The 18,945-nt window shown below is 65.7% G+C and carries 14 protein-coding genes; 7 read left to right on the plus strand and 7 right to left on the minus strand.

What is annotated here, in order from left to right; all coding sequences use genetic code 11:
- Positions 1-180 precede the first annotated feature (180 nt).
- Complete coding sequence (locus AE618_RS06725; protein ID WP_156330150.1) at positions 181-837, plus strand: transglutaminase-like cysteine peptidase; 657 nt, start codon at positions 181-183, stop codon at positions 835-837.
- A 40-nt stretch (positions 838-877) separates the two neighbouring features.
- Here the strand turns inward: AE618_RS06725 and AE618_RS06730 are convergent, their stop codons facing one another.
- A complete protein-coding gene (locus AE618_RS06730) occupies positions 878-2,152 on the minus strand; it encodes a hypothetical protein (RefSeq protein WP_054208290.1) in 1,275 nt (424 codons plus the stop codon).
- Between the two features lie 241 nt (positions 2,153-2,393).
- On the opposite strand from AE618_RS06730, the gene AE618_RS06735 reads away from it, so the two are divergent.
- On the plus strand, positions 2,394-4,538 hold the full coding sequence (locus AE618_RS06735) for a right-handed parallel beta-helix repeat-containing protein (RefSeq protein WP_197280698.1): 2,145 nt from the start codon (positions 2,394-2,396) through the stop codon (positions 4,536-4,538).
- 40 nt (positions 4,539-4,578) lie between these two features.
- Here AE618_RS06735 and wzy read toward each other — a convergent pair whose 3' ends face one another.
- From wzy to AE618_RS06755, 4 genes are all read right to left on the minus strand, one after another.
- Positions 4,579-6,093 carry an O-antigen polysaccharide polymerase Wzy gene (gene wzy / locus AE618_RS06740; protein WP_054208292.1) on the minus strand — a complete coding sequence of 505 codons (1,515 nt, stop codon included), beginning with the start codon at positions 6,091-6,093 and terminating at the stop codon, positions 4,579-4,581.
- Positions 6,094-6,124: 31 nt separating this feature from the next.
- Positions 6,125-6,982: a sialate O-acetylesterase gene (locus AE618_RS06745; RefSeq protein ID WP_054208293.1), complete on the minus strand. Its 858-nt coding sequence runs from the start codon at positions 6,980-6,982 to the stop codon at positions 6,125-6,127.
- Between the two features lie 98 nt (positions 6,983-7,080).
- Positions 7,081-8,391 (minus strand): lipopolysaccharide biosynthesis protein, encoded by a 1,311-nt coding sequence (locus AE618_RS06750; RefSeq protein ID WP_156330152.1) that lies wholly within the window; start codon positions 8,389-8,391, stop codon positions 7,081-7,083.
- Entirely contained in the window at positions 8,388-9,401 is a 1,014-nt protein-coding gene (locus AE618_RS06755) for a glycosyltransferase family 9 protein (RefSeq protein WP_210166443.1), read from the minus strand. The genes AE618_RS06750 and AE618_RS06755 overlap by 4 nt, the downstream gene beginning before the upstream one ends.
- A gap of 401 nt (positions 9,402-9,802) precedes the next feature.
- Between AE618_RS06755 and AE618_RS06760 the strand changes: the two genes are divergently transcribed.
- From AE618_RS06760 to AE618_RS06780, 5 genes are all read left to right on the plus strand, one after another.
- Complete coding sequence (locus tag AE618_RS06760) at positions 9,803-10,999, plus strand: glycosyltransferase (RefSeq protein ID WP_054208296.1); 1,197 nt, start codon at positions 9,803-9,805, stop codon at positions 10,997-10,999.
- A gap of 100 nt (positions 11,000-11,099) precedes the next feature.
- Positions 11,100-11,687, plus strand: a complete 588-nt coding sequence (locus tag AE618_RS06765) for an acetyltransferase (RefSeq protein ID WP_054208297.1) — start codon at positions 11,100-11,102, stop codon at positions 11,685-11,687.
- A 28-nt stretch (positions 11,688-11,715) separates the two neighbouring features.
- Positions 11,716-12,834 (plus strand): acyltransferase family protein, encoded by a 1,119-nt coding sequence (locus tag AE618_RS06770; RefSeq protein ID WP_054208298.1) that lies wholly within the window; start codon positions 11,716-11,718, stop codon positions 12,832-12,834.
- A 29-nt stretch (positions 12,835-12,863) separates the two neighbouring features.
- On the plus strand, positions 12,864-14,909 hold the full coding sequence (locus tag AE618_RS06775) for a right-handed parallel beta-helix repeat-containing protein (protein WP_054208299.1): 2,046 nt from the start codon (positions 12,864-12,866) through the stop codon (positions 14,907-14,909).
- Positions 14,906-15,799 carry a glycosyltransferase family 2 protein gene (locus AE618_RS06780; protein WP_054208300.1) on the plus strand — a complete coding sequence of 298 codons (894 nt, stop codon included), beginning with the start codon at positions 14,906-14,908 and terminating at the stop codon, positions 15,797-15,799. Before AE618_RS06775 ends, AE618_RS06780 begins: the two co-directional genes overlap by 4 nt.
- On the opposite strand, the gene AE618_RS06785 is transcribed toward AE618_RS06780, so the two are convergent.
- Positions 15,792-17,663, minus strand: a complete 1,872-nt coding sequence (locus AE618_RS06785; RefSeq protein WP_054208301.1) for an O-antigen ligase family protein — start codon at positions 17,661-17,663, stop codon at positions 15,792-15,794. The two genes, AE618_RS06780 and AE618_RS06785, sit on opposite strands and share 8 nt — an antisense overlap.
- A 48-nt stretch (positions 17,664-17,711) precedes the next feature.
- A complete protein-coding gene (locus AE618_RS06790; protein WP_054208302.1) occupies positions 17,712-18,923 on the minus strand; it encodes a polysaccharide biosynthesis/export family protein in 1,212 nt (403 codons plus the stop codon).
- Positions 18,924-18,945 lie beyond the last annotated feature (22 nt).

Genomic DNA, 18,945 nt, shown 5'->3' on the forward strand with positions numbered 1-18,945 from the left:
AGCAGTCCTGGAACAGGCTTCTCGCGAAACGACGACCATCAATGCCGCACCTCTCTCAACGGGAATCGCCATAGTGAACGGCCGGTGAAGAGCGATACCGATATTCGACGCTTTTTGCAAACGTGATCCTATGATGCCTCATGTAGAACCAGCCCTACGAACGAAGTCGGGGGCCAGCCAGTGCAGACATTTCGCATCCTCGTCGCAGCTCTGACAACGATTGCGACATTTTGTATTAGTGAGAGCAGCCAGGCTTCCTATCGCGAATACAAGAGCATTGGCCAGAACCGTATGGAGTTCGACGCTCCGACGCTTGCACCACTCGCTTATACCCGTTTTTGCCTGCGTTATGAAGATGAGTGCCAGCGTGCTCCCGCACAGCTGGATCCAGCGCAAACCGATCAGGCGCAGGCACCCGAGATATACGGCCCGTTCGTGACGGATTTTTCCGGCAAGACGCAGTTGGTCGAGGTCAACCGCCTGGTCAACCGCACGATTGCCGCGCGTCGCTATATCGGCACTGCCGCGTTCGACAGCTGGACCATAGCGCCAGAGGCCGGCGACTGTAACGATTACGCGATCACCAAGCGTTCTCTGCTTCGTCAGAGCGGCTGGCCGGCGGAACGGCTGCTGCTCGCCGAAGTCCAGATCCCCTCCGGCGAGCATCATCTCGTCCTGGTGGTGAGGCTCGACGACGAGGACGTCGTTCTCGACAACCTCTCCGGCGCTGTCCGCAACTGGACCAAATCGCCCTATCGCTGGATCCGCACGCAGTCGCCGACGCAAGCCCATATCTGGCAGACGCTCAGGCGGCGAGGCACCGATCTGCTGAGCTGACGACAACGAGCAGCGCGAGCCCTTAGAGCCCCGCGAGGCTTCACTCCACCCGGGAACGGGTGGAGGCCTGCGCGAAGCCGAGCCCGCCGACAAGCGCAACGAGCAGGGCCGGAAAGAGGCCCGGCACCGCCGGAGCGGCCACAGCCTCGAGCACAAGCGTCACCACGACCCCCGCCCCGGCTGCCGCGAAAACCTGATCGCGGCCGCGCTGCAAGGCACCCCAGGCGAGACGCACCGCGGCAGCCAGCGCACAGGCCAGCAGCGCCAACGACACCGGCATCCCGAGTTCCACGGCTAGGCGAACGGCCAGCGAGGCGTAACCGAGAGCGTCGGACTGATCTCCGGGCAAGCTGTAGAGCATCGCGATGCTGTCGAATGTGCCGAGCCCTGTGCCGAGCCAGGGCGCGTCGTGGATCATTTGCTGGACCGTATCGGTCGCGCTGCGGAAGGTACCGGCGGTCTCGAAACCGCCCGGCCGTGCGAGTGCGACACCTGCGACCACCGCCGTCACGATCATGGCAAGGAAACCGGGAACGCCCAGATTGAACGCCCGCGCGACCAGGGGAGCGATCAGAAGCGGTGCCCCGGCCAGCAGCATGAGCAGGAACGGCGCACCGCGCGACGACAGCCCCGCGATCAGGACAAGCGAGAGGACGACAGCGCATAACGGAGCGGCCAGTCGTATCAGGGCGCGATGCCTCGCCTCCCGCCGGAGCTGACCCTCGGACCGGCGCAGGATCACGACATCGACGAGCCCTGCTGTCGCGATCACGGCGGCGGAGGGCAGGCAGGCGCGCGCCTGCGTCCCCGCCAGCGCCGACATTCCGAGCCCCGGAAAGAAGCGCGCCGTCAGCGCCACGGCAGCGATCAGGCCCGCCAGCGCGACGAGCCCCCGCAGCAGCGCCCGCGCGCGCCACCGCTCGGTCGCGACGGCAGCCGAAAGGCAGAAAACCGCCAGCAGCCCCGCAATCTGAAGCGCACCGAGCAATGTCGCTCCGGCATCGATCGTGATGCTACCCATGGCAGCCGCAGGATCGAGCGCCGACGAAACGCTCAGCCAGACCGGATGGGCCAGGAGCGGCTGAGGCAGGCTCTGCAGCAGGCAGAAAGCGGCCAACGCGCCACCTGCCATGACGGGCAGGCGGGCGGCAGTGGTGAATCGCGCGGCGTCGCGTGGGCTGAGTCCGGCGAGCGCGAAGGTCGCACCGGTCGCCGCCACGATCAGGAGCAGGCCGGTTAGCGCGTTGCCGCTCGCGAACAGGAATGCCGCCGACAACCCGATAACGGCGAACAGGAAACCGGATGCGATCGTCATGGTTGCGTCGTGCCCGCTTTGGGCCGTGTCCGCAAGGGACGGCGCGGCCCTGACGGAAAGCTCGTGCTGCACTGCACCGAACGGAACTTCTGGGAGCCGGCGGACAGGAGACATGAAAGACGCACGCATATCCGTACCCCTTCAATTGCGGCGCAGCGGCAGCTAATATCGCCCGTCGATCGTGCTCGATCCCCAGGTCATCATTGTGAATCCCATAAAACATCTCTGCCGGACGATCATGATGGCCGTTCGCAAGTGCGAGAGCAAGCAGGCTCGGATCATCGCGGCACAATTCCGGCGGCTTCTGTTGGCTGGCGTCATCGCGGTCGTTTCGGGCTCGTCCGTCAGCGCTGCGCCGGCAGCCGACGTCTTCGTATCAACCGAGGGCAACGACACCTGGTCGGGTAGCCTCGAAGCGCCCAACGGCGTGGACGGGCCCGTGGCGACGCTGGGCCGCGCCGTCGAGATCGTGCGCAGCAAAAAATATGCGATCGACCGCAGGGCCGGGCCGCTGACGGTGATGGTTCGCGGCGGCACCTATCATCTGGACGCCCCCGTCGTCTTTGGCCCCGCAGACAGCGGCAGGCCGGACCAGTCGATCATCTACACGGCTTATCCCGGCGAGCGTCCGGTCTTCAGCGCCGGGCGCAGGCTGACCGGCTGGACGCAATCGCCCCGTGGCGGTTGGGAACTGAAGCTGTCCGAGGTCGTCGAGAAGAATTGGAACTTCACCCAACTCTATGTCGATGGCGTTCGCCGCAGCCGGCCGCATCTGCCCAAGAAGGGCTATCATCGCATCGACAGGGAGGTTGCACCGTCCGAGGAGGTCCGCGGACGCGGCTTCGACCGCTTCGGTTTTGCCCGGGGCGACCTGCGCTCAGCCTGGCAGAATTCGCCGGATATCGAAATCCTGATCCTGCACAACTGGAGCGTCTCGCGGCTCCGGCCCGGCCGGATCGACGAGGCCACCGGCGAAATCTGGCTGAAGGGCAAGACGCGGGAGAACTGGTACAAGCTGACAAAAGGCTTTCGCTATCGCGTCGACAATGTCCGGGAGGCGCTGACCGAGCCCGGCGAGTTCTACCTCGACCGACAGTCCGGCATCCTGACCTACCTGCCCGAGAGTGGCGAGGACCCGCAACGGACGGAGGTCGTCGCCCCGCGCTTCGAACACGCGATCATCCTGCGGCCTGGAACCGCGCATCTGCGCTTCGAGAACCTGACCTTCGCGCATAACAACTGGGTCACGCCGCCGGAGGGTTCGACCTACAGCGCCGGCGCGACCGGGATGCCCTCAGTCATCGTCATGGCCGGCGTGCGCAACATCACATTCGACAGGATCGCCGTCCGCAACACGGCGGGTTACGGCGTGTCCTTCGGCCCGGGCACGATGTTCAGCCGGGTCGTGAACAGTGAATTCGGCGACATGGGCGCCGGTGCCATCGAGATCGGCACCGGTGCATCATCGGTAGCCTATGCCCATCTCCTGACCTTTCAGGGTGACAAGACCACGGCGAGCAACCTGGTCGAGAACAACCTGATCTTCGGGCTCGGGCGGCTGGACCCCGCCGGCACGGCGATCTGGATCGCCAATGCCCATTACAACGTCGTCCGGAACAACGAGATCCGCGACACCTACTACACGGGCATCCAGATCGGCGGCACGCTGGGCTTCGGCGTCAGTCACAACCGCGGCAACATGCTGTTCCGAAACCTGATTCATCAGCTCGGTCAGAACGTCCTCTCCGACATGGGCGGCATCTACACGATGGGGATCTCGCCGGGCTCGATCGTCAGCGAGAACGTCATCCATGACGTCAAGGCCTATGATTATGGAGGCTGGGGGCTCTACCCTGACGAGGGGTCGAGCAACATCGTCTTCGAGCGCAACCTCGTCTACGACACCTCGCATGAGAGCTACTTCCTGCATTACGGGCAGGAACTGCTGCTGCGGCACAACATCTTCGTGAATGGCGGGCCCACCGGCGCGATCGGAGTCGATCCGCTGGAGTTGTATCGCAAGGACCAGCAGATCAACGAGAACATCATCGTCTGGCGGCGACAAGGCGCGCTGTTTCGCGGCCCCTGGACCAATTCCGAATTGCGCGCCGACCGCAATCTCTACTGGACGCTGGACGATCGGTCGCCCCAGTTTTCCGACGGAACCACCTGGCAGGACTGGCGCGGACGGCTCGGCCGGGACGTCAACTCGATCATTGCAGACCCGCTCTTCGTCGATGCGGCCGCCCACGATTATCGGCTCAAGCCCGACTCGCCGGCGCTGAAACTGCTCGGCTTCCCGGTCTTCGACCCCGCGCGCGCCGGCCGCACCAGCGACCAGAAACTGCTCGCCGACATGCCGGCCTATCCGCGCGTTTTCGAGTGAAGCGCGTGCGACCGTCTTCCGGGCAGCCCTCGCCTGAACCTCAGTGCAGGATGCGCGTCGGCTCGGCATGGGCCGACGCTGCGGCGGCCTCCTGCGACCGCTTGGTGTCGCGGTGGATCTTGGCCATCGTCGGCAGCACGATCCGGCTGGTGATGTGTCCTGCATAATACATCGCCACGACGGCGCCGATCGCAAAGACGATGAACTCGCGGATGATAACGCCGAGCGCATTGCGCTGCGTCCACATAGCGAAGTAGAGTGACAGAAGCGAGATAGCCCCCCAGACGCCGGTGGGTCTGTTGCCCCCGCCGCGCAGATAGGCATAGCGGAACAGGCAGACCTGGACGATCACCATCAGCGCCGTGGCCGGAAGCCCTCCCACGAGATAGGATTCGCCCAGGAACGAGAACCCGTACCCCTGGCCGAAATCCGCCGCGAGCACGTCATAGGCATAGCTGAACCGGTCGTTGGCCGAGGTATAGAGTTCGGCCAGCGCATCCGTCATCAGAAAGCGCGGAAAGCTGAGCGCCCAGGCCATCAGATAGTCGCCGCCGTAGTCGAGCGGCCTGATGAAACCGGCCACGGCCGATGCGGCCGTCGCATAGAGATAGACGGTCTCGCTGCCGACATAGACGCCGAGTTCGGAGAAGAAATTGGCCCATTCGGCAGGGCTGAGCAGCGCCTCGATTCCCAGCGCGTTGATCCGCAGGAAGCCGAGATAGCAGAAGAACAGGAACCCGAAGAGGGCTGCGGCGATGATCGCGACGGTCTGGTAGAAGCGTCTCGAGGTCCAGTAGAACGCAAAGATGAACAGAGCCGGCTGGATGAAATATTTGCGCTGGCCGATGCCCACGGCGATCTCGATGAAGCAGAATACCGGGATCGCCAGGACATAGCCGGAGAGCGGGTGGCGGCTGGCGAGGATGAGTCCGATCGACGCCAGGCAGAACGGAATGCACAGCATGTAGATGCCGTTTCCGGCTTCGGTCTGTTGCGTGAAGCTTTCGCCATAGCTGACACTGCCGCCGAGCACGAAGCCGCGCGCGGCGATCGCCGCCGAAATCAGCATGATCGCCAGGATGCCGCTGACGATGCCGCCGACGAGGCATGCGGTGGAATCGACGGGTGACAGCACCGGCGGCGGGCCGTTGCGCCGCATGAACGAGCAGCTGATCGCGACCCCCACCATGGTCGCGATCTGGCCGACATTGAACAGGTCGTAGGCGAGCGCGAGATCAAAGCCGAGAGTCGACCCCGGCGCCGAGATGTCCGCGATCGCCGGCAGATAGCTGTACATGAACATCACGATCACGAAGATCACGACCGGATCGTTCAAGGAGCGCCGGATCAGCAGCAAATGGACGGCGAACATGCCGGTCACGCTCGCAACCGGCCAGGGTGTGCGGACTCCAAGCTCGCTCTGGATCACCCAGACCAGGACGGCGAGAAGCGCATAGATCAGCCCGGCTGCGACCATGGCATCGTCGTCGGCGCGCGGACTCGCCGACCGGATCTGCGCCCTTCCGCGCCGCCATGTCCCCGCAATGCTGCTCATGGCGGCACTCAAAGCATGAAGCGCTTAAAATTCAATCCTTGGCGACGCAGTCACAGGCAACGACGGCGTCGAACCAGAGCTTCGCCATCTCGACGACGCCGTTGGCCGTCAGGTGATACTTGTCGAACCGCTCGGTGACGCTGTCGGCATCGGGGCCGGCAACGAAGCCCGGCTGGGCAGCGAGCTCGGCTTGCGCCTGGCGCAGCGGATGGTTGACGAAGCTGCCCGACAGCGTGGCCCGTGCGACGAAGATCGGCGCCGTGACGCCGGCGTCCCGCAGGCGTTGCGTGACCACCGCGAACTTGGCCTTGTAGGTCGCCGGATCCGTGGCGAAATCCTGCTCGCCCTGCTGCCAGAACACGGCATCGACGGTCCGGCCGGCCTCGCGCAGCGCACGCAACTGCGACAGAGCAAAGCGGTCATAGCCCTTGTCGGTCCAATCCGTGATCGCCGATCCCCCCCATCCCGCGGAAATCACGGTGACGGACCGTTCGAAACGCGCCTTGAACAGATCCGCGAAGATCGGCCATTGGCTCCCGCGGGTCCCGTCGCCGCCGATGACAGGGTCGGAAAGCCCGTAGCAGGCCCCATCATAGAAGGCGCGTGCGCCCGGATCCTGCGCTTTGGTATAGGAGAAGGCGGCGTTCGCCCCGTTGCTCTGGCCGATCACCAGCACGACGAAACTCGGCTTGAGGTCGCAGGGCTGGACGCTCTGGTAGTCCCGGTTCGGCTGCCAGCGGCCGATAGGCGGAAGCTTCAGGAACTTCGCACCCTTTCGCATCATGTCCGTGAAGGATGCGCGCGTCACGACCCCGACAGTGATGAAACCTGCCATCGCGACATTGGCACCGAGCGAGGCCAGCAGAAGCAGGATCACGATGATGCGCATGACGGTTCCGGTGTTGGCTCGCTGAGATCATCTTCCGGCGGAGGCGTTGCCGGCCCCGGCGCACCGGTCAGCCCTGCAGGAAACGCCATCGTCGGCGCTTATCTGATGCGCCAATGTCGGCGCGCAAGCCAAGCGATAACGAGAATCATCGTAAAATTGACCACGAACAGCACGATACCGATGCCGCTCAGGGCAAACGCCGGCGGCAGCAGGAAGCAGGCGCCGACCGCGACCAGGCTGATCGCGAGGAAGGCATGCGATGCCCCGACATGACGGTTCGTCGCCGCCAGCGGCGCAAAGCCCGCGCTCCAGATCATCTCGCAGGCCACGGCGCCCAGCAGCAGGCGGAGGAAGGGCTGGATAGCGACGACCTCTCCCGAGGTCCAGAAGGCGAGGATGGTGCCACCAAGCCATTCCAGTGCCCCGACATAGATCAGAGCCATGCCGGCGATCAGGCCAATGCCAGCGAGAGCGAAGCGCGCGAAGCGTTGGTGGTCGCCCGACCCGAACAGCCTCGAATATTCCGGCGACAGCGAGAATGTCAGGACATTGGCGGCCGACACCCCCAGCCGCGTCAGCGTACGGGTCGCGGAGAAGACGACGATGTCGCGGGGCGAGCCGATCGCTCCGAGCGCGAGCACCGGCCCCTGCCCCATCACGGCGACGCCACCGATATAGCACATATAGCTGAGCGAGGGTCCGAGCAGGCGCGACATCTCGGACATCGAAAGATGCCGGCCCAGCGGCCTCAGCCAGCGCGCCAGAAAAAACAGGCGGACAAACAACGCCGCGGTGAGCAGCAGGCGAGCCGCCAGCATCGCCAATGCCGCGGCGACGAAATCGCCGCCCATCAACGCCGCGGCCCCGGCGAAGGCGGCTTCGGCCAGCCGTGCCGTCGCGCCCCACAGAACCTCCTCGGCGGGACGCCCGAGCGCACGCATCCCAGCCGCGCCGAGCAGCATGAACTGGAACAGCACGACACCGAGACTGAGAATGACGAGCACCCGGCCCGCGTCAACCTCGCTCGTCCCCGCGAGCGGCCAGAGGGCTGTCAGGTGGAGCCAGTCGGCGGCGATCGCGACCACGGCCATGGTCAGGACGCTGATGCCGCATAAGAGCACGAAGACGCTCTGATAGGTCCGCAGCGCCGCGTCGCGCTCCCCGCGCGCGACGCTCATCGTCATCTCGTTCTTGGCGATCGCGGTGAACCCGAAATCGGTCAGTGTGAGATAGGTCGGGATCGCCGACAAAAGCAGCCAGGCGCCGTAGCGGTCGACCCCCCAGGCATGCAGCAGGACCGGTACGAGCAGGACCTGCGTCGCGACGGTGACGACCTGGTTGGAAACCTGGGCACCCATCGTGCCGGCCACACGACGCCAGTTCCTCTCGCGGGGAGCGGAGGTCGTCATGCCGCTATCGCGGCGCGATGCCAGAGCGATGTCGCCGCCTCGAGCACCTCAGTGGTCGAGATCTGCGCGAGCCCGTCCATGCGATGCAAAATCCGGTGCGCGCTGCCATAGGGGTGCCATTTGGCCGGCCGGTTGAAATCTCCGAAAAGCCCGATGCAGGGCAGGCCTCGCGACGCAGCGAGATGCATCGGCCCTGAATCATGGCCGATGAAGATCCGCGCGTGTTCGAGCGCCGCCGCGCATTCGCGCACCGACAGCACGCCGCAGGCATCCACCAGCGGCCCGGGCCAGTGAGGGCGCAGCGCCAGCGCGCGTGCGGAGTCGCTGGGCGCGCCGACCGCCAGCAGGCCAGCGCCCGGGATCGCGGCGCCCAGCTCTGCGATCAGCCGTTCCCAGTTCGCCTGGCCCCAATCCTTTTCCTTGTCCTTGCCGCCCATGTTGATGGCGATGAAAGGCGTCTCGCCGAAGACGGCGGTCGCCTGCGTGCCGACGGCCATCTCGGCATCGCTCAGGCATAGGTCCCAGGCACCGGGCCGCGACAGGTCGATCGGCCCCAGCCCAGCCATCTGGCGCGCCAGCCGCAGGGATTCGAGTTCTTCGAGCCCCGTCGCCGGGTCGACGCGGTTGTTGCGGTCGTCGTCACGCCAGGGCAGGCCGACGATGGTCTGGAAACCGCACAGCCGGAAAAAGGCCCAGTCACGATAGACGGAGGCCAACCCGCGCGGCTCGGCCATGTAGACCAGCATATCGGCGCGCAGCGCCCGCAGCTGCGACGCGAGCGTCCAGAGTGAGCCGGCGGAGCGTACACCGATGGGATATTCGACGAAATCGTCGATGAACCCGCCCCCGCCCAGCACGGCGGGAACGCCGGCAGCCTTGGCCGAGATCGACATGTTGGTCAGCAGCGTCCGCCTCGCATCGGGGAACCGCTCGCGGATCTGATGCCAGCACGGCAACGACACCACCGCGTCACCGAGACTGCCTAGCCTAAAGACGACGATGTGCCGCACGCTCATCGCTTTAGTTGATAACCTCGTTCAAGAATAACGCTCGCCATTGCCCTGCTTTCAATGAGATAATGAACATGCTGAGGATGGCCGACGTCCTGACGATACCTATCCTCTGAATGCCGCCGAAGAACAAGTCAACCAATGCGCCTGGAACCGCCCCCGCGATCAAACGTCGGCGCCCTCGTTCACAAGTATGAGCGCGGAAATGTCCGTCCGGTCGACCTCGAACAGATACGTAAGGCGGCAGGCGCCGGATAATGAGCAAATTTCTCGCTGGAACACGAAATCAGAATGAGCCACGGGAATTTCGATCCTCCGGCCTTGATCGACGCATTCCGCAACTGAGGCGTCTCGATGCTTCCGACACCACGCCTCCCGTACCCATGACGATTCAACCCGGGATGCGAATCCTTCATATCCTGCCGACTGCATCGGCGGTGTCGGGCGGCTTGATGGAAGGCGTGCTGCGCGCCTCGCTGAGTAACGAGAGCATGGGCCTCTCCTGCACGATCGCGAGCCTCGATCTGCCCGACGATCCCTGGGTCAAGAGCTGTCCGATCGAGGTGATCGCGCTCGGCGAGACCTCCTACAGCCGCCATCTCGGCGGGCCGTTCAGGGAGCGCTACGGCTATACCCGCCACATGGTGCCCTGGCTCATCGAGAACACCCCGAAATACGATGCGGTGATCGTGAACGGCCTCTGGAACTATGCCAGCTTCGCGGCTCGCAAGGCCCTCGAGGTCAGCAAGGTGCCCTATTTCGTCTTCCCGCACGGCATGCTCGACCCCTGGTTCCGCAAAGCCTATCCGTTCAAGCACCTCGTCAAGCAGCTGCTCTGGTGGTGGAGCGAGGCCGCCCTGCTGCGCAATGCGCGCGCCGTGTTCTTCACCACCGAGGACGAGCGTCTGCTCGCCCGCCAGACCTTCTTTCCCTACAAGGTCCGCGAGCAGGTCATCAGCTACGGCACCGAGGATGTGCCACAGGCCGATCCGGCCCAGGCCGAGGCTTTCGATGCCATCGCGCCGATGCTGCGCGGCCGACGCTTCCTGCTCTTCCTCGGCCGCATCCACGAAAAGAAGGGCTGCGACCTGCTGCTTCAGGCCTTCGCGAAGGTCGCTGAAACGATGCCCGATACGGACATCGTCATCGCCGGCCCCGATCAGGTCGGCTTGCGCCAATCGCTCGAGGACATGGCGACGCAGCTCGGCATCGGCGAACGGATCCACTGGCTCGGCATGGTCGAGGGTGCCGCGAAATGGGGCGCCTACCGCGCCTGCGAGGCCTTCATCCTGCCGTCCCACCAGGAGAATTTCGGCATCGCCGTTGCAGAGGCGCTGGCCTGCGGCCGCCCGGTGCTGATCTCGAACAAGATCAACATCTGGCGCGAGGTCGAGCGCGACGGAGCTGGCCTCGTCGCGAGCGACGACGTGGACGGGACGGCGTCGCTGATCCGCCGCTTCATCGCGCTGTCACCGGCCGCGCGCGATCATATGGCGAGGGCGGCACGCGCCTGCTTCGAGAACCACTTCGATGTGAAGAACACCTCGAAGACGATCACCACCGCGATCGACAGGGCGTTGCGCGAGCTGGCCGCCTGAGAGCATAGGCGCGTGAGATTTTGGGCAGCGGCAGATTTTGTGCATCGGGCCGTTTGAGACGAACTCCTAGGCATGAACGCTTTGGCATGAGGTTCCTGGAATGACGGCAAAGCCACTGGACGCCACGGTTGCATCCTCGGTTGTCGGTGCGCCGAGCTTCAGCCGCGCCAACCGGATGATCCGGGCGCTCTGGTATGTGGTCTGGCTGCTGCTGGCCTCCTGGACGCCGCCGCCGCTGCATGCCTGGCGTCGTCTCCTGCTGCAGCTTTTCGGGGCGCGCATCGCGTCGACGGCGCGGATCTACCGCTCGGTGAACATATGGCTGCCGTCGAATCTCGTCATGGGTGAACATGCGGTCATGGGCCCCGGCGTGACCTGCTACTGTCAGGGTCCGATCACCATCGGTGATTTCGCCGTCATCTCGCAGGGCGCCCATCTCTGCGCCGGCACGCATGACGTCGATGATCCGCATTTCCAGTTGATCGCCAAGCCGATCCGGATCGAGCCCCATGCCTGGATTGCCGCGGAGGCCTTCGTCGGCCCGGGCGTCACCGCGGGTGAAGGGGCCGTTCTCGGCGCCCGGGCCGTTGCCTTCAGGGATCTGGAGGCGTGGACGATCTATGTCGGGAACCCGGCCAAGCCGCTGCGCAAGCGAAAGCAGTTCACGGCCCCCGCGGCCGGGCATTAGGGCGGGAATGGCGGCCCTCGATACCAGCATGGATACCGGGAGCCTCGGCTCCACCGTCAACGCAGCGGAAAGCGCGACGCTGCCGGGCGTGCAGTATCTGCGCGGCTTTGCCGCCCTGCTGGTGGTTGCCTTCCACGCCAGCGCCAACATCGCCGACCCCGCCATCCTGGGCCGGCCCGGCCCTGCCCTGTTCGACTACGGCTATCTCGGCGTCGATCTGTTCTTCGTCATCAGCGGCTTCATCATCACCTACACCACGCTCGATCCGTCGACCGGCCGGGCCGTCATGACGGTGCGCGACTTCGCCGCCCGCCGCTTCATGCGGATCGTCCCGTTCATGTGGCTGTGCATCGTCGCCTATGCGCTGCTTCGGCTGGCGGGACGCGGCACCGACATCCCGACGATGTCCTATCTCCGGGCGATGCTGCTCTGGCCCGTGGGCGAGTTGAAGCCGGACGTGATCTGGACACTGCGCCACGAGGCGCTGTTCTACGCCGTCTTCGCGCTGACCTTCCTGACGCGGCCGGGCCTGCGCTTCGTTTTCGCGCTTTGGGCCCTGTCCCCTCTCCTCCTGAATGCGATCCGGCCGATCGGGACGCTTGAGAAGGCGCACGACCTGCTCGAATTCATCGCCAACCCCGTCAATCTCCAGTTCGGCTTCGGCGTTGCCATCGGGCTTCTGGCCGCTCGCCCTGCCGCCTCGTGGTCGCGTGCGGCCGCGCCGTTCCTGAGCGGAGTCCGCGGATTGGCGGTTCTTGCCGCACTCTCGCTTGGCCTGATTGCGACCGGATACGCGCTGGACCTCCACATCATGACGATCAGGACGGCCCTCATTGCGGGCATTCTGGCATCGATCATGCTTGCTCTGGGCATCGCGGTGCCGTCCCGACATCCCGATGGACGCGGGGCGGTCATCAGCGCGGGCAGGCTGGTCGGTGACGCGTCCTATGCGATCTACCTCACCCATATTCCGGTCATGCTTGTGCTTTTGTCTCTGCTGCGACGCATCGCGCCGCAGGCGAGTTGGAGCGTGGCGATGGTTGGCGTGATTCTTGGGGCGCTTGCCATCGGGGTCGCGGTCCATTTGCTGGTCGAGGGACCGCTGGTGCGGCGCATGAAACGCATCGGCGGCCTCAGGCACGCTTGACGCGAGAACCGCGTAAGGCAGGAGAAGACATGTTCGGATCACAGCTCGCAACGGCGCGCGTCACGGCTCTGCTGCTGATGCTTTGGACGATGGGCCCCATCATCGCGCTTGCGCGCGTCGTTGAGGTCAAGGCACCTGTGCCGGGCGGACCGTCTGCCTCCGAACTGATCCAGGCCGGCATAAGTGAGGTCAGGTCGATCCGCCAGGCCACCCCCAATGAAACCGTGACCCTTCGGCTGTCCAGTGGCGTCTACCGCCTGCAGATGCCGATCATCATCGAACCGCGCGATTCCGGACGTCCGAACGCGCCTTTCGTGATCGAGGGCGCAGCCGACGGCTCCACCCGGATTTACGGTTCCCTCGAAGCCGAGGCTCGCCCCGCCGGCCCGGCCGATCTCGCCGGTCTGGCGGCACCGCCACAGCCCGTGCAGGTCGTCGACCTGTCGGCGGCGCGTGGCACGCAGCCGCTCGGGCTGGTGGCGCGCGGTGCCTATAACGGCACGCCGACCTCGCAGTTCGAGATATTCCAGGGCGATAACCGCTTCCGTCCGTCGGTCTGGCCTCGCAGCGGCTACGCTGAGGGCGTCGAGGCGAGGGCCGATCCCAACTCATTGGGCGTGCGCGTCAAGCTGCCACGAGCGATGTTCGAGCGCTTCCGCTCGCAGAAGGACCTCCAGGTCGCCGGCTACTGGGTCGCTGACTGGGCCTATGAGGCGCAGTCGATGCTGTCCGTCGATCCCGAAAGCGGCGAGCTTCTGGTCAGCCGGCTCGTCGCCCCGCTTCCGACACGGCGCGTGATCCGCGCGCGTGTCTTCAACGCGATGAGCGAGCTCGACGCCCCCGGACGCTACGTCCTCGATCCCGCCGGCAGGCGCGCTTTCGTCGTTCCCGTGCCGGGAGCCGCCGCCAAATTCGACGTCGCCGTGGCGCGTGAACTGATGGTGCTGGCCACCGTGCAGAACGTCACCCTGCGCAATATCGGGTTCGAGCGCACGCTCGGCACACCCATCAGGATCGAGAACGCGTCGAACGTCGTCATCGAGAACTGCCTGGTCCGCAACAGCGGCAATCGCGGCATCACCGCCACGGGCGGCCGCAACGTCGTCATCCGGCGCAGCGTCGTCGCCGACACCGCCGAGACCGGGATCCTGATCTCCGGCGGAGACCGCAAGAACCTGACGCCGGCACGCCATGCCGTGACGGACTCGATCTTTGTCCGCTTCAGCCAGGACTCCCCGACCTACAGGCCTGCGGTCGATGTCCAGGGCGTCGGCAACAGCGTCACCGGCTCGCTGTTCCGCGACGGCCCCCATTCGGCGATCCTGGTCAACGGCAACGAGCACAGGGTCTCCGGCAACGAGATTTCCGACGTCGTGAAGGAAACCAACGACGCCGGGGCGATCTATATGGGCCGCGACTTCACCGCGCGCGGCAACGTCTTCAACGGCAACTACCTGCACGACATCGGCGGCGGCCAGCGCGGCGGTCACCGATCCCTCATCGGCATCTATCTCGACGACCAGTTCAGCGGCGCCACGATCACCGGCAACGTCTTCCACAGGGTCAACGTGCCGGTCCAGATCGGCGGCGGCCGCGAGAATCTGGTCGAGGGCAATGCATTCCTGGCCTCGCAGCGCTCCGCCGTGCTGTTCGATGATCGCGGCCTGCACAAGCACAGGGCGATGACGCTGACGGGCGAGCTCAACACCAAGCTGAACGCCATGCCCTTCCGCCAGCCGCTCTGGGCAAGCCGCTACCCGACGCTGGCGACCCTGCCCGAGAACCAGATCGGCGCGCCCATCGACAATGTCGTGAAGCGCAACGTCCTGCTCGGACGAACCATGATCGAATACGAGTTCCAGAGCTCGCGGCCGTTCCTGTCGGCGACCGACACGATCGATGTGACGATGCCGGCGGGCATCGGCCCGGATGCCGGCACAGCCGATCTGCTGAAAGCCCTCGCCGCCGCCAACCCCGCCGTCGCGGCTCTCGGTCTCGCCGTCGCAGACAGGGCTGGCGCCTTGCACGACCTCACCTTCGCGCCTGTCGCGGCAAACCAGCAAGGCCCCAAATGACGATCGCAGACAGCACCGAACGCAACCCGCGGCAGGGCGATCCACTGGAGCAAGCCGTGACGCTCTCCGTCGTGCTCACCGCGCATAACCGGCGCGAGCTGACGCTGTCTGCGCTGCGTGCGCTCAGGGCCGCGATGCCGGAGCGCGTCAAGGCCAGCATCTTCCTGACCGATGACGGCAGCACGGACGGCACCGCCGACGCCGTCCGTGCCGAATTTCCGGACGCCCAGATCATCGTCGGCGACGGCAACCTCTACTGGAACCAGGGCATGCTGACGGCCTGGAAGGCCGCGGCAGCTGCGACCCAGCCCGATTTCTTCCTCTGGCTGAATGACGACCTGGCCATGAACGAGACGGCGCTGGCCGACATGCTCGCCTGCCATGCGCAGGCGAAGGCGCACCATGGCGAGAAGGTCATCATCGTCGGCAAGACCGTGAGCCCGAGCAGCGGTGCCGACACCTATGGCGGCTTCAACGTGAAGGAGGGCCTGTCGCGCCTGCATTTCCGCCGCCTGCGGAGCGACGAGACCATCGCCAAGACGATGAACGGCAACCTCGTCCTGCTGCCCGCGCGCGTGCAGAACGATCTCGGCCTGCTCAGCGAGAATTACCGCCACACCTTCGGCGATATCGACTACGGCCTGCGCGCCACCGAGGCTGGATACACCATCGTCCAGATGGGCAAGCCGGTCGGCTTCCAGGAATACAACGAAGCCCAGAAACGAAAGCTCTCGAAGCTCACGGTGGCGAACTGGCGCTTCATCCTGCTGCATCCCAAGGGCGTGCCCTGGCGCGAATGGCTCTATTTCTGCCGTCGGCACGGTGGACCGATCTGGCCGCTGAACTTCGCCGTCCGCTACGCCAAGCTCATCGCCGCCAACTTCAGGTAACGGCGTCCGGTTCCGCTGTGGCGAGCAGAGCCTCTTTGGCGCGGCGCGGATCGGCGCGCAGCGCAGCGCCTGCCAACGCCAACGCCGGAATGGCGAAGCCTGCCGTCTGCAGGCTGAAATCCACCAGGGAATGCGCGGCGCCGACGAGCAGGACCGGGAAGGCGACGACCGCCAGCGTCTCCTGGGACGCCATAAACCGCCGCGCCAGCGCGATCAGCAGCACGAGCCAGCTCAGCGTCATGAGGCCCGCCAGCAGCAGCCCCATCTCGGCTGCAAGCTCCAGGGGCGTGCTGTGCGCTGCCTCCCACACCCACCACAGGTCGCCATCGCCGCGATAGGCCGGATAGGCCGCCGAAAACGAGCCGAGCCCGACCCCGAACCAGGGATGGTCGAGGATCATCCGCAGCGTGTTGCGATAGGTCTCCAGTCGTCCGCCATCGGAAAAGCCGAGCAGGTCGAGCCGCGCAAACAGAGACGCACCGACCATCAGCAGCAGCGAAACGGCAACCGCCGCGGCGACCGTCAGGCGGCGCAGCAGCTGCCCTGGCCTGCGATCCAGCGCCAGATAGGTGCCCACCAGCGCAGCCCCGCCCAACGCGACGCCAAGCCGCGATCGCGTCAGGATCAGGGCCAGCACGCAGCACAGCCCCGCGGCGATGACGGTCGCATCGCCCCTGCGCAGGCGCCACCGCCAGGCGTCCCCGCCGTTCCGCGACGAACTACGCCGCTGATCGGCCTGGCGTCGCAGCAGAAGCGCCAGCCATGCGATGGCCCCGGCCGTGAAATAATCGGCAGCCGTGTTGCTGTTGACGAAGGTGCCGGTCACCGCGCCGATATAGGCGATCTTTTCGCGCCACAGCAGCATGCTCGGGTTGGCGATCAGCGAGACCAGTCCGAAGGCCGCATAGACGGCCGCGCTGTACCCCAGCGCCTTGACCAGCTGCTCGCGCTGGCGCGTCTCGCCGCAGCTCAGCAGGCCCAGCACGAAGGCGAGCAGCGCCGCCATCGGCACGCCCACTGCATAGAAGGCCTGGTAGCGTTGGACCCCGACGGACCCTGCGAACACCGTCTCCAGCAGGTTCGCCGTCTGCCGCCACAGCGGGTGCTCGGATGCCAGGAACGGATTGGCGGCCAGGTGCTCGTGCAGCACGAACGACCACGCGCAGACCACGACCACGACGCCAGCGAGCCAGCCCGCGACCCGAAGCGTAAGCCCCGTCGACGGGGCAAGCAGGATCCCGCTCGAAAGCCAGGCGCACCAGAATGCGATCGTCGCCCCGTCGCGCGAGCCAAAGAGCGCCGGCGCCAGCACCAGCGCAGCGACCAGCATCGCGTGGGAGGCCCGCAAGCGCCACCCGGCGCCGGATATGACCCGCGCCTGCCGCGCCTGCGCGTCCGCATCCGGAGCGTGGTTCTTGGACGCCTCTCTCTCGCAAAGGGTGGCGAGCTCCGGCGCATCCGCATCGCTTGGCGCCGGCTGTTGCTGGATCGCCCCCGAGGCAGCCGCTGGGCTGGCCTGCTTGTCGCGTGCAGGTTTGCGCCCGGTCGGTCGAACGCTCGTTCCGTCGATCTTGCCGCCGACCTTGCCGCCGCCCTTGCGCGGACGCGTTGCTTTGCCAGTCGGTGACGCTATCGAAGGCTCGCCCATCTCGGGACGAACGGCAGCGACCACCGTTGCGGCCGGCGACGGCTCTGAAGCCTGCAGCGGCGGATCGTTCGGCTGGTCCCCGCCGGATGGCTTGCGCCGGGATCGCCGGGCGGGCGACGTACCGGCCTTGCGCTTTCGCGGCGCATCCTCGGAAGGCATCGCGGCCGGCTGCACCGTCTTCGTCGCGGTCTTCGCCTGGCCTTCGATATCGTCCATGGCCCTCTCTTGGGCTCCCGGCGGCCGTTGGCCGCCGGGCACGTCGGCTTACAGGCCGATCGGCGAGGCGCTCGACAGGTTGCGGATGTTGTAGCGCAGGATCAGGGCGTTGTTGCCCGTCGAGACCGCGCCGTTCGTGGTCGAGAGAGCCAGGTTGAGGATCTGCAGGAACTTCGTGACCTGGACCGACTGGGCGTTGGCGACGAAGATCACGTCCCCATTGCGCATCTGCATCTTCGAGGCGACGAAGAAGCCGCTCGGATCGCGCAGATCGGTCGAGTAGATCACCGGGATCTGGTCGCCGGTGAACTTGGTCACGTCGATGCCGAGGCGGCGAGCGACGTCGCGGCTTTCCCGGCGATAGAGGAAGACCGAACCGGGATCTGCCTGGGAATCGAGCAGTCCGCCGGCCTTGGCGACCGCGTTGGCGAGCGTGATGCGCCAGGCGTCGAAATTGAATTCGCCTTGCTGGCCGGCCGCGCCGAAAGCGAGGAACTTCTGCGCTTCGCGATAGACGTAGATGCGGTCGTTCGGCTGCAGGTAGATGTTGTTGACGGGCTGAGCGATCAGGTTCTCGAAGGGAACGGTGGCGCGCTTGCCGCCACGTTCGAGCACGACCCAGGATTCGTAACCCTGGGCCTTGATGCCGCCAGCACGCGTGATCGCGTCGGTGATCTTGTCGCCGGCGCCAGATGCGGGGGCCGGGAAGCGGACGGGATTGTTGACTTCACCGAGAACGGTGACCAGGCCCGTGCGCTGCTGTCCGAGCGCCACGATGACCTGCGGCTCGATGGCGCGGTTCTTGATCCGGTCGACGATGGTGCGCTGCACCTCGACATTGGTTTTTCCGGCGGCAGGAATCGAGCCCGCGAACGGCACGCTGATGTTGCCGTCGCTGTCGATCGCCTGCTCGGGCAGAGTGACGAAGTTGCCGGGACGCACGCCGGCTTCGTTGGGAATGAAGAGACCGCCGGCAGCCGCTTCGAAGATCGTCACTGTGACGACGTCGCCGATGCCGAATTTGATGTTGGCCGAGGGCCGCCGGTCGGTGAAGGCGCCGGCCAAACCCTTGGGCTCGTAACGGCCTAGGACATCGACGGTGGTCTGGTTGAGATTGACGAGAGCGAAGGGAACCGCATCGGTCGATGCATCATCGTCCCGCAGCGAGGCGGCCGTTGGGCCGGAACTCGGCAGGGTCGAGCATGCCCCAAGGAGCGAGGCCAAAACGGCCGCTACGGCAAGGCTCTTCAAATCGATCATGTTGAACGCACTCGAAATTGTA

Origin of the sequence: Allobosea vaviloviae, assembly GCF_001298265.1 — a bacterium.
Taxonomy (GTDB): Bacteria; Pseudomonadota; Alphaproteobacteria; order Rhizobiales; family Beijerinckiaceae; genus Allobosea; species Allobosea vaviloviae_B.

What these genes read in the sequence shown, in the direction of transcription:
- AE618_RS06730 (WP_054208290.1), bottom strand. Translation starts at nt 2,152, where the DNA reads ATGACGATCGCATCCGGTTTCCTGTTCGCCGTTATCGGGTTGTCGGCG.
- AE618_RS06735 (WP_197280698.1), top strand. Translation starts at nt 2,394, where the DNA reads ATGGCCGTTCGCAAGTGCGAGAGCAAGCAGGCTCGGATCATCGCGGCA.
- wzy (WP_054208292.1), bottom strand. Translation starts at nt 6,093, where the DNA reads ATGAGCAGCATTGCGGGGACATGGCGGCGCGGAAGGGCGCAGATCCGG.
- AE618_RS06745 (WP_054208293.1), bottom strand. Translation starts at nt 6,982, where the DNA reads ATGCGCATCATCGTGATCCTGCTTCTGCTGGCCTCGCTCGGTGCCAAT.
- AE618_RS06750 (WP_156330152.1), bottom strand. Translation starts at nt 8,391, where the DNA reads ATGACGACCTCCGCTCCCCGCGAGAGGAACTGGCGTCGTGTGGCCGGC.
- AE618_RS06760 (WP_054208296.1), top strand. Translation starts at nt 9,803, where the DNA reads ATGCGAATCCTTCATATCCTGCCGACTGCATCGGCGGTGTCGGGCGGC.
- AE618_RS06765 (WP_054208297.1), top strand. Translation starts at nt 11,100, where the DNA reads ATGACGGCAAAGCCACTGGACGCCACGGTTGCATCCTCGGTTGTCGGT.
- AE618_RS06770 (WP_054208298.1), top strand. Translation starts at nt 11,716, where the DNA reads ATGGATACCGGGAGCCTCGGCTCCACCGTCAACGCAGCGGAAAGCGCG.
- AE618_RS06775 (WP_054208299.1), top strand. Translation starts at nt 12,864, where the DNA reads ATGTTCGGATCACAGCTCGCAACGGCGCGCGTCACGGCTCTGCTGCTG.
- AE618_RS06780 (WP_054208300.1), top strand. Translation starts at nt 14,906, where the DNA reads ATGACGATCGCAGACAGCACCGAACGCAACCCGCGGCAGGGCGATCCA.
- AE618_RS06785 (WP_054208301.1), bottom strand. Translation starts at nt 17,663, where the DNA reads ATGGACGATATCGAAGGCCAGGCGAAGACCGCGACGAAGACGGTGCAG.
- AE618_RS06790 (WP_054208302.1), bottom strand. Translation starts at nt 18,923, where the DNA reads ATGATCGATTTGAAGAGCCTTGCCGTAGCGGCCGTTTTGGCCTCGCTC.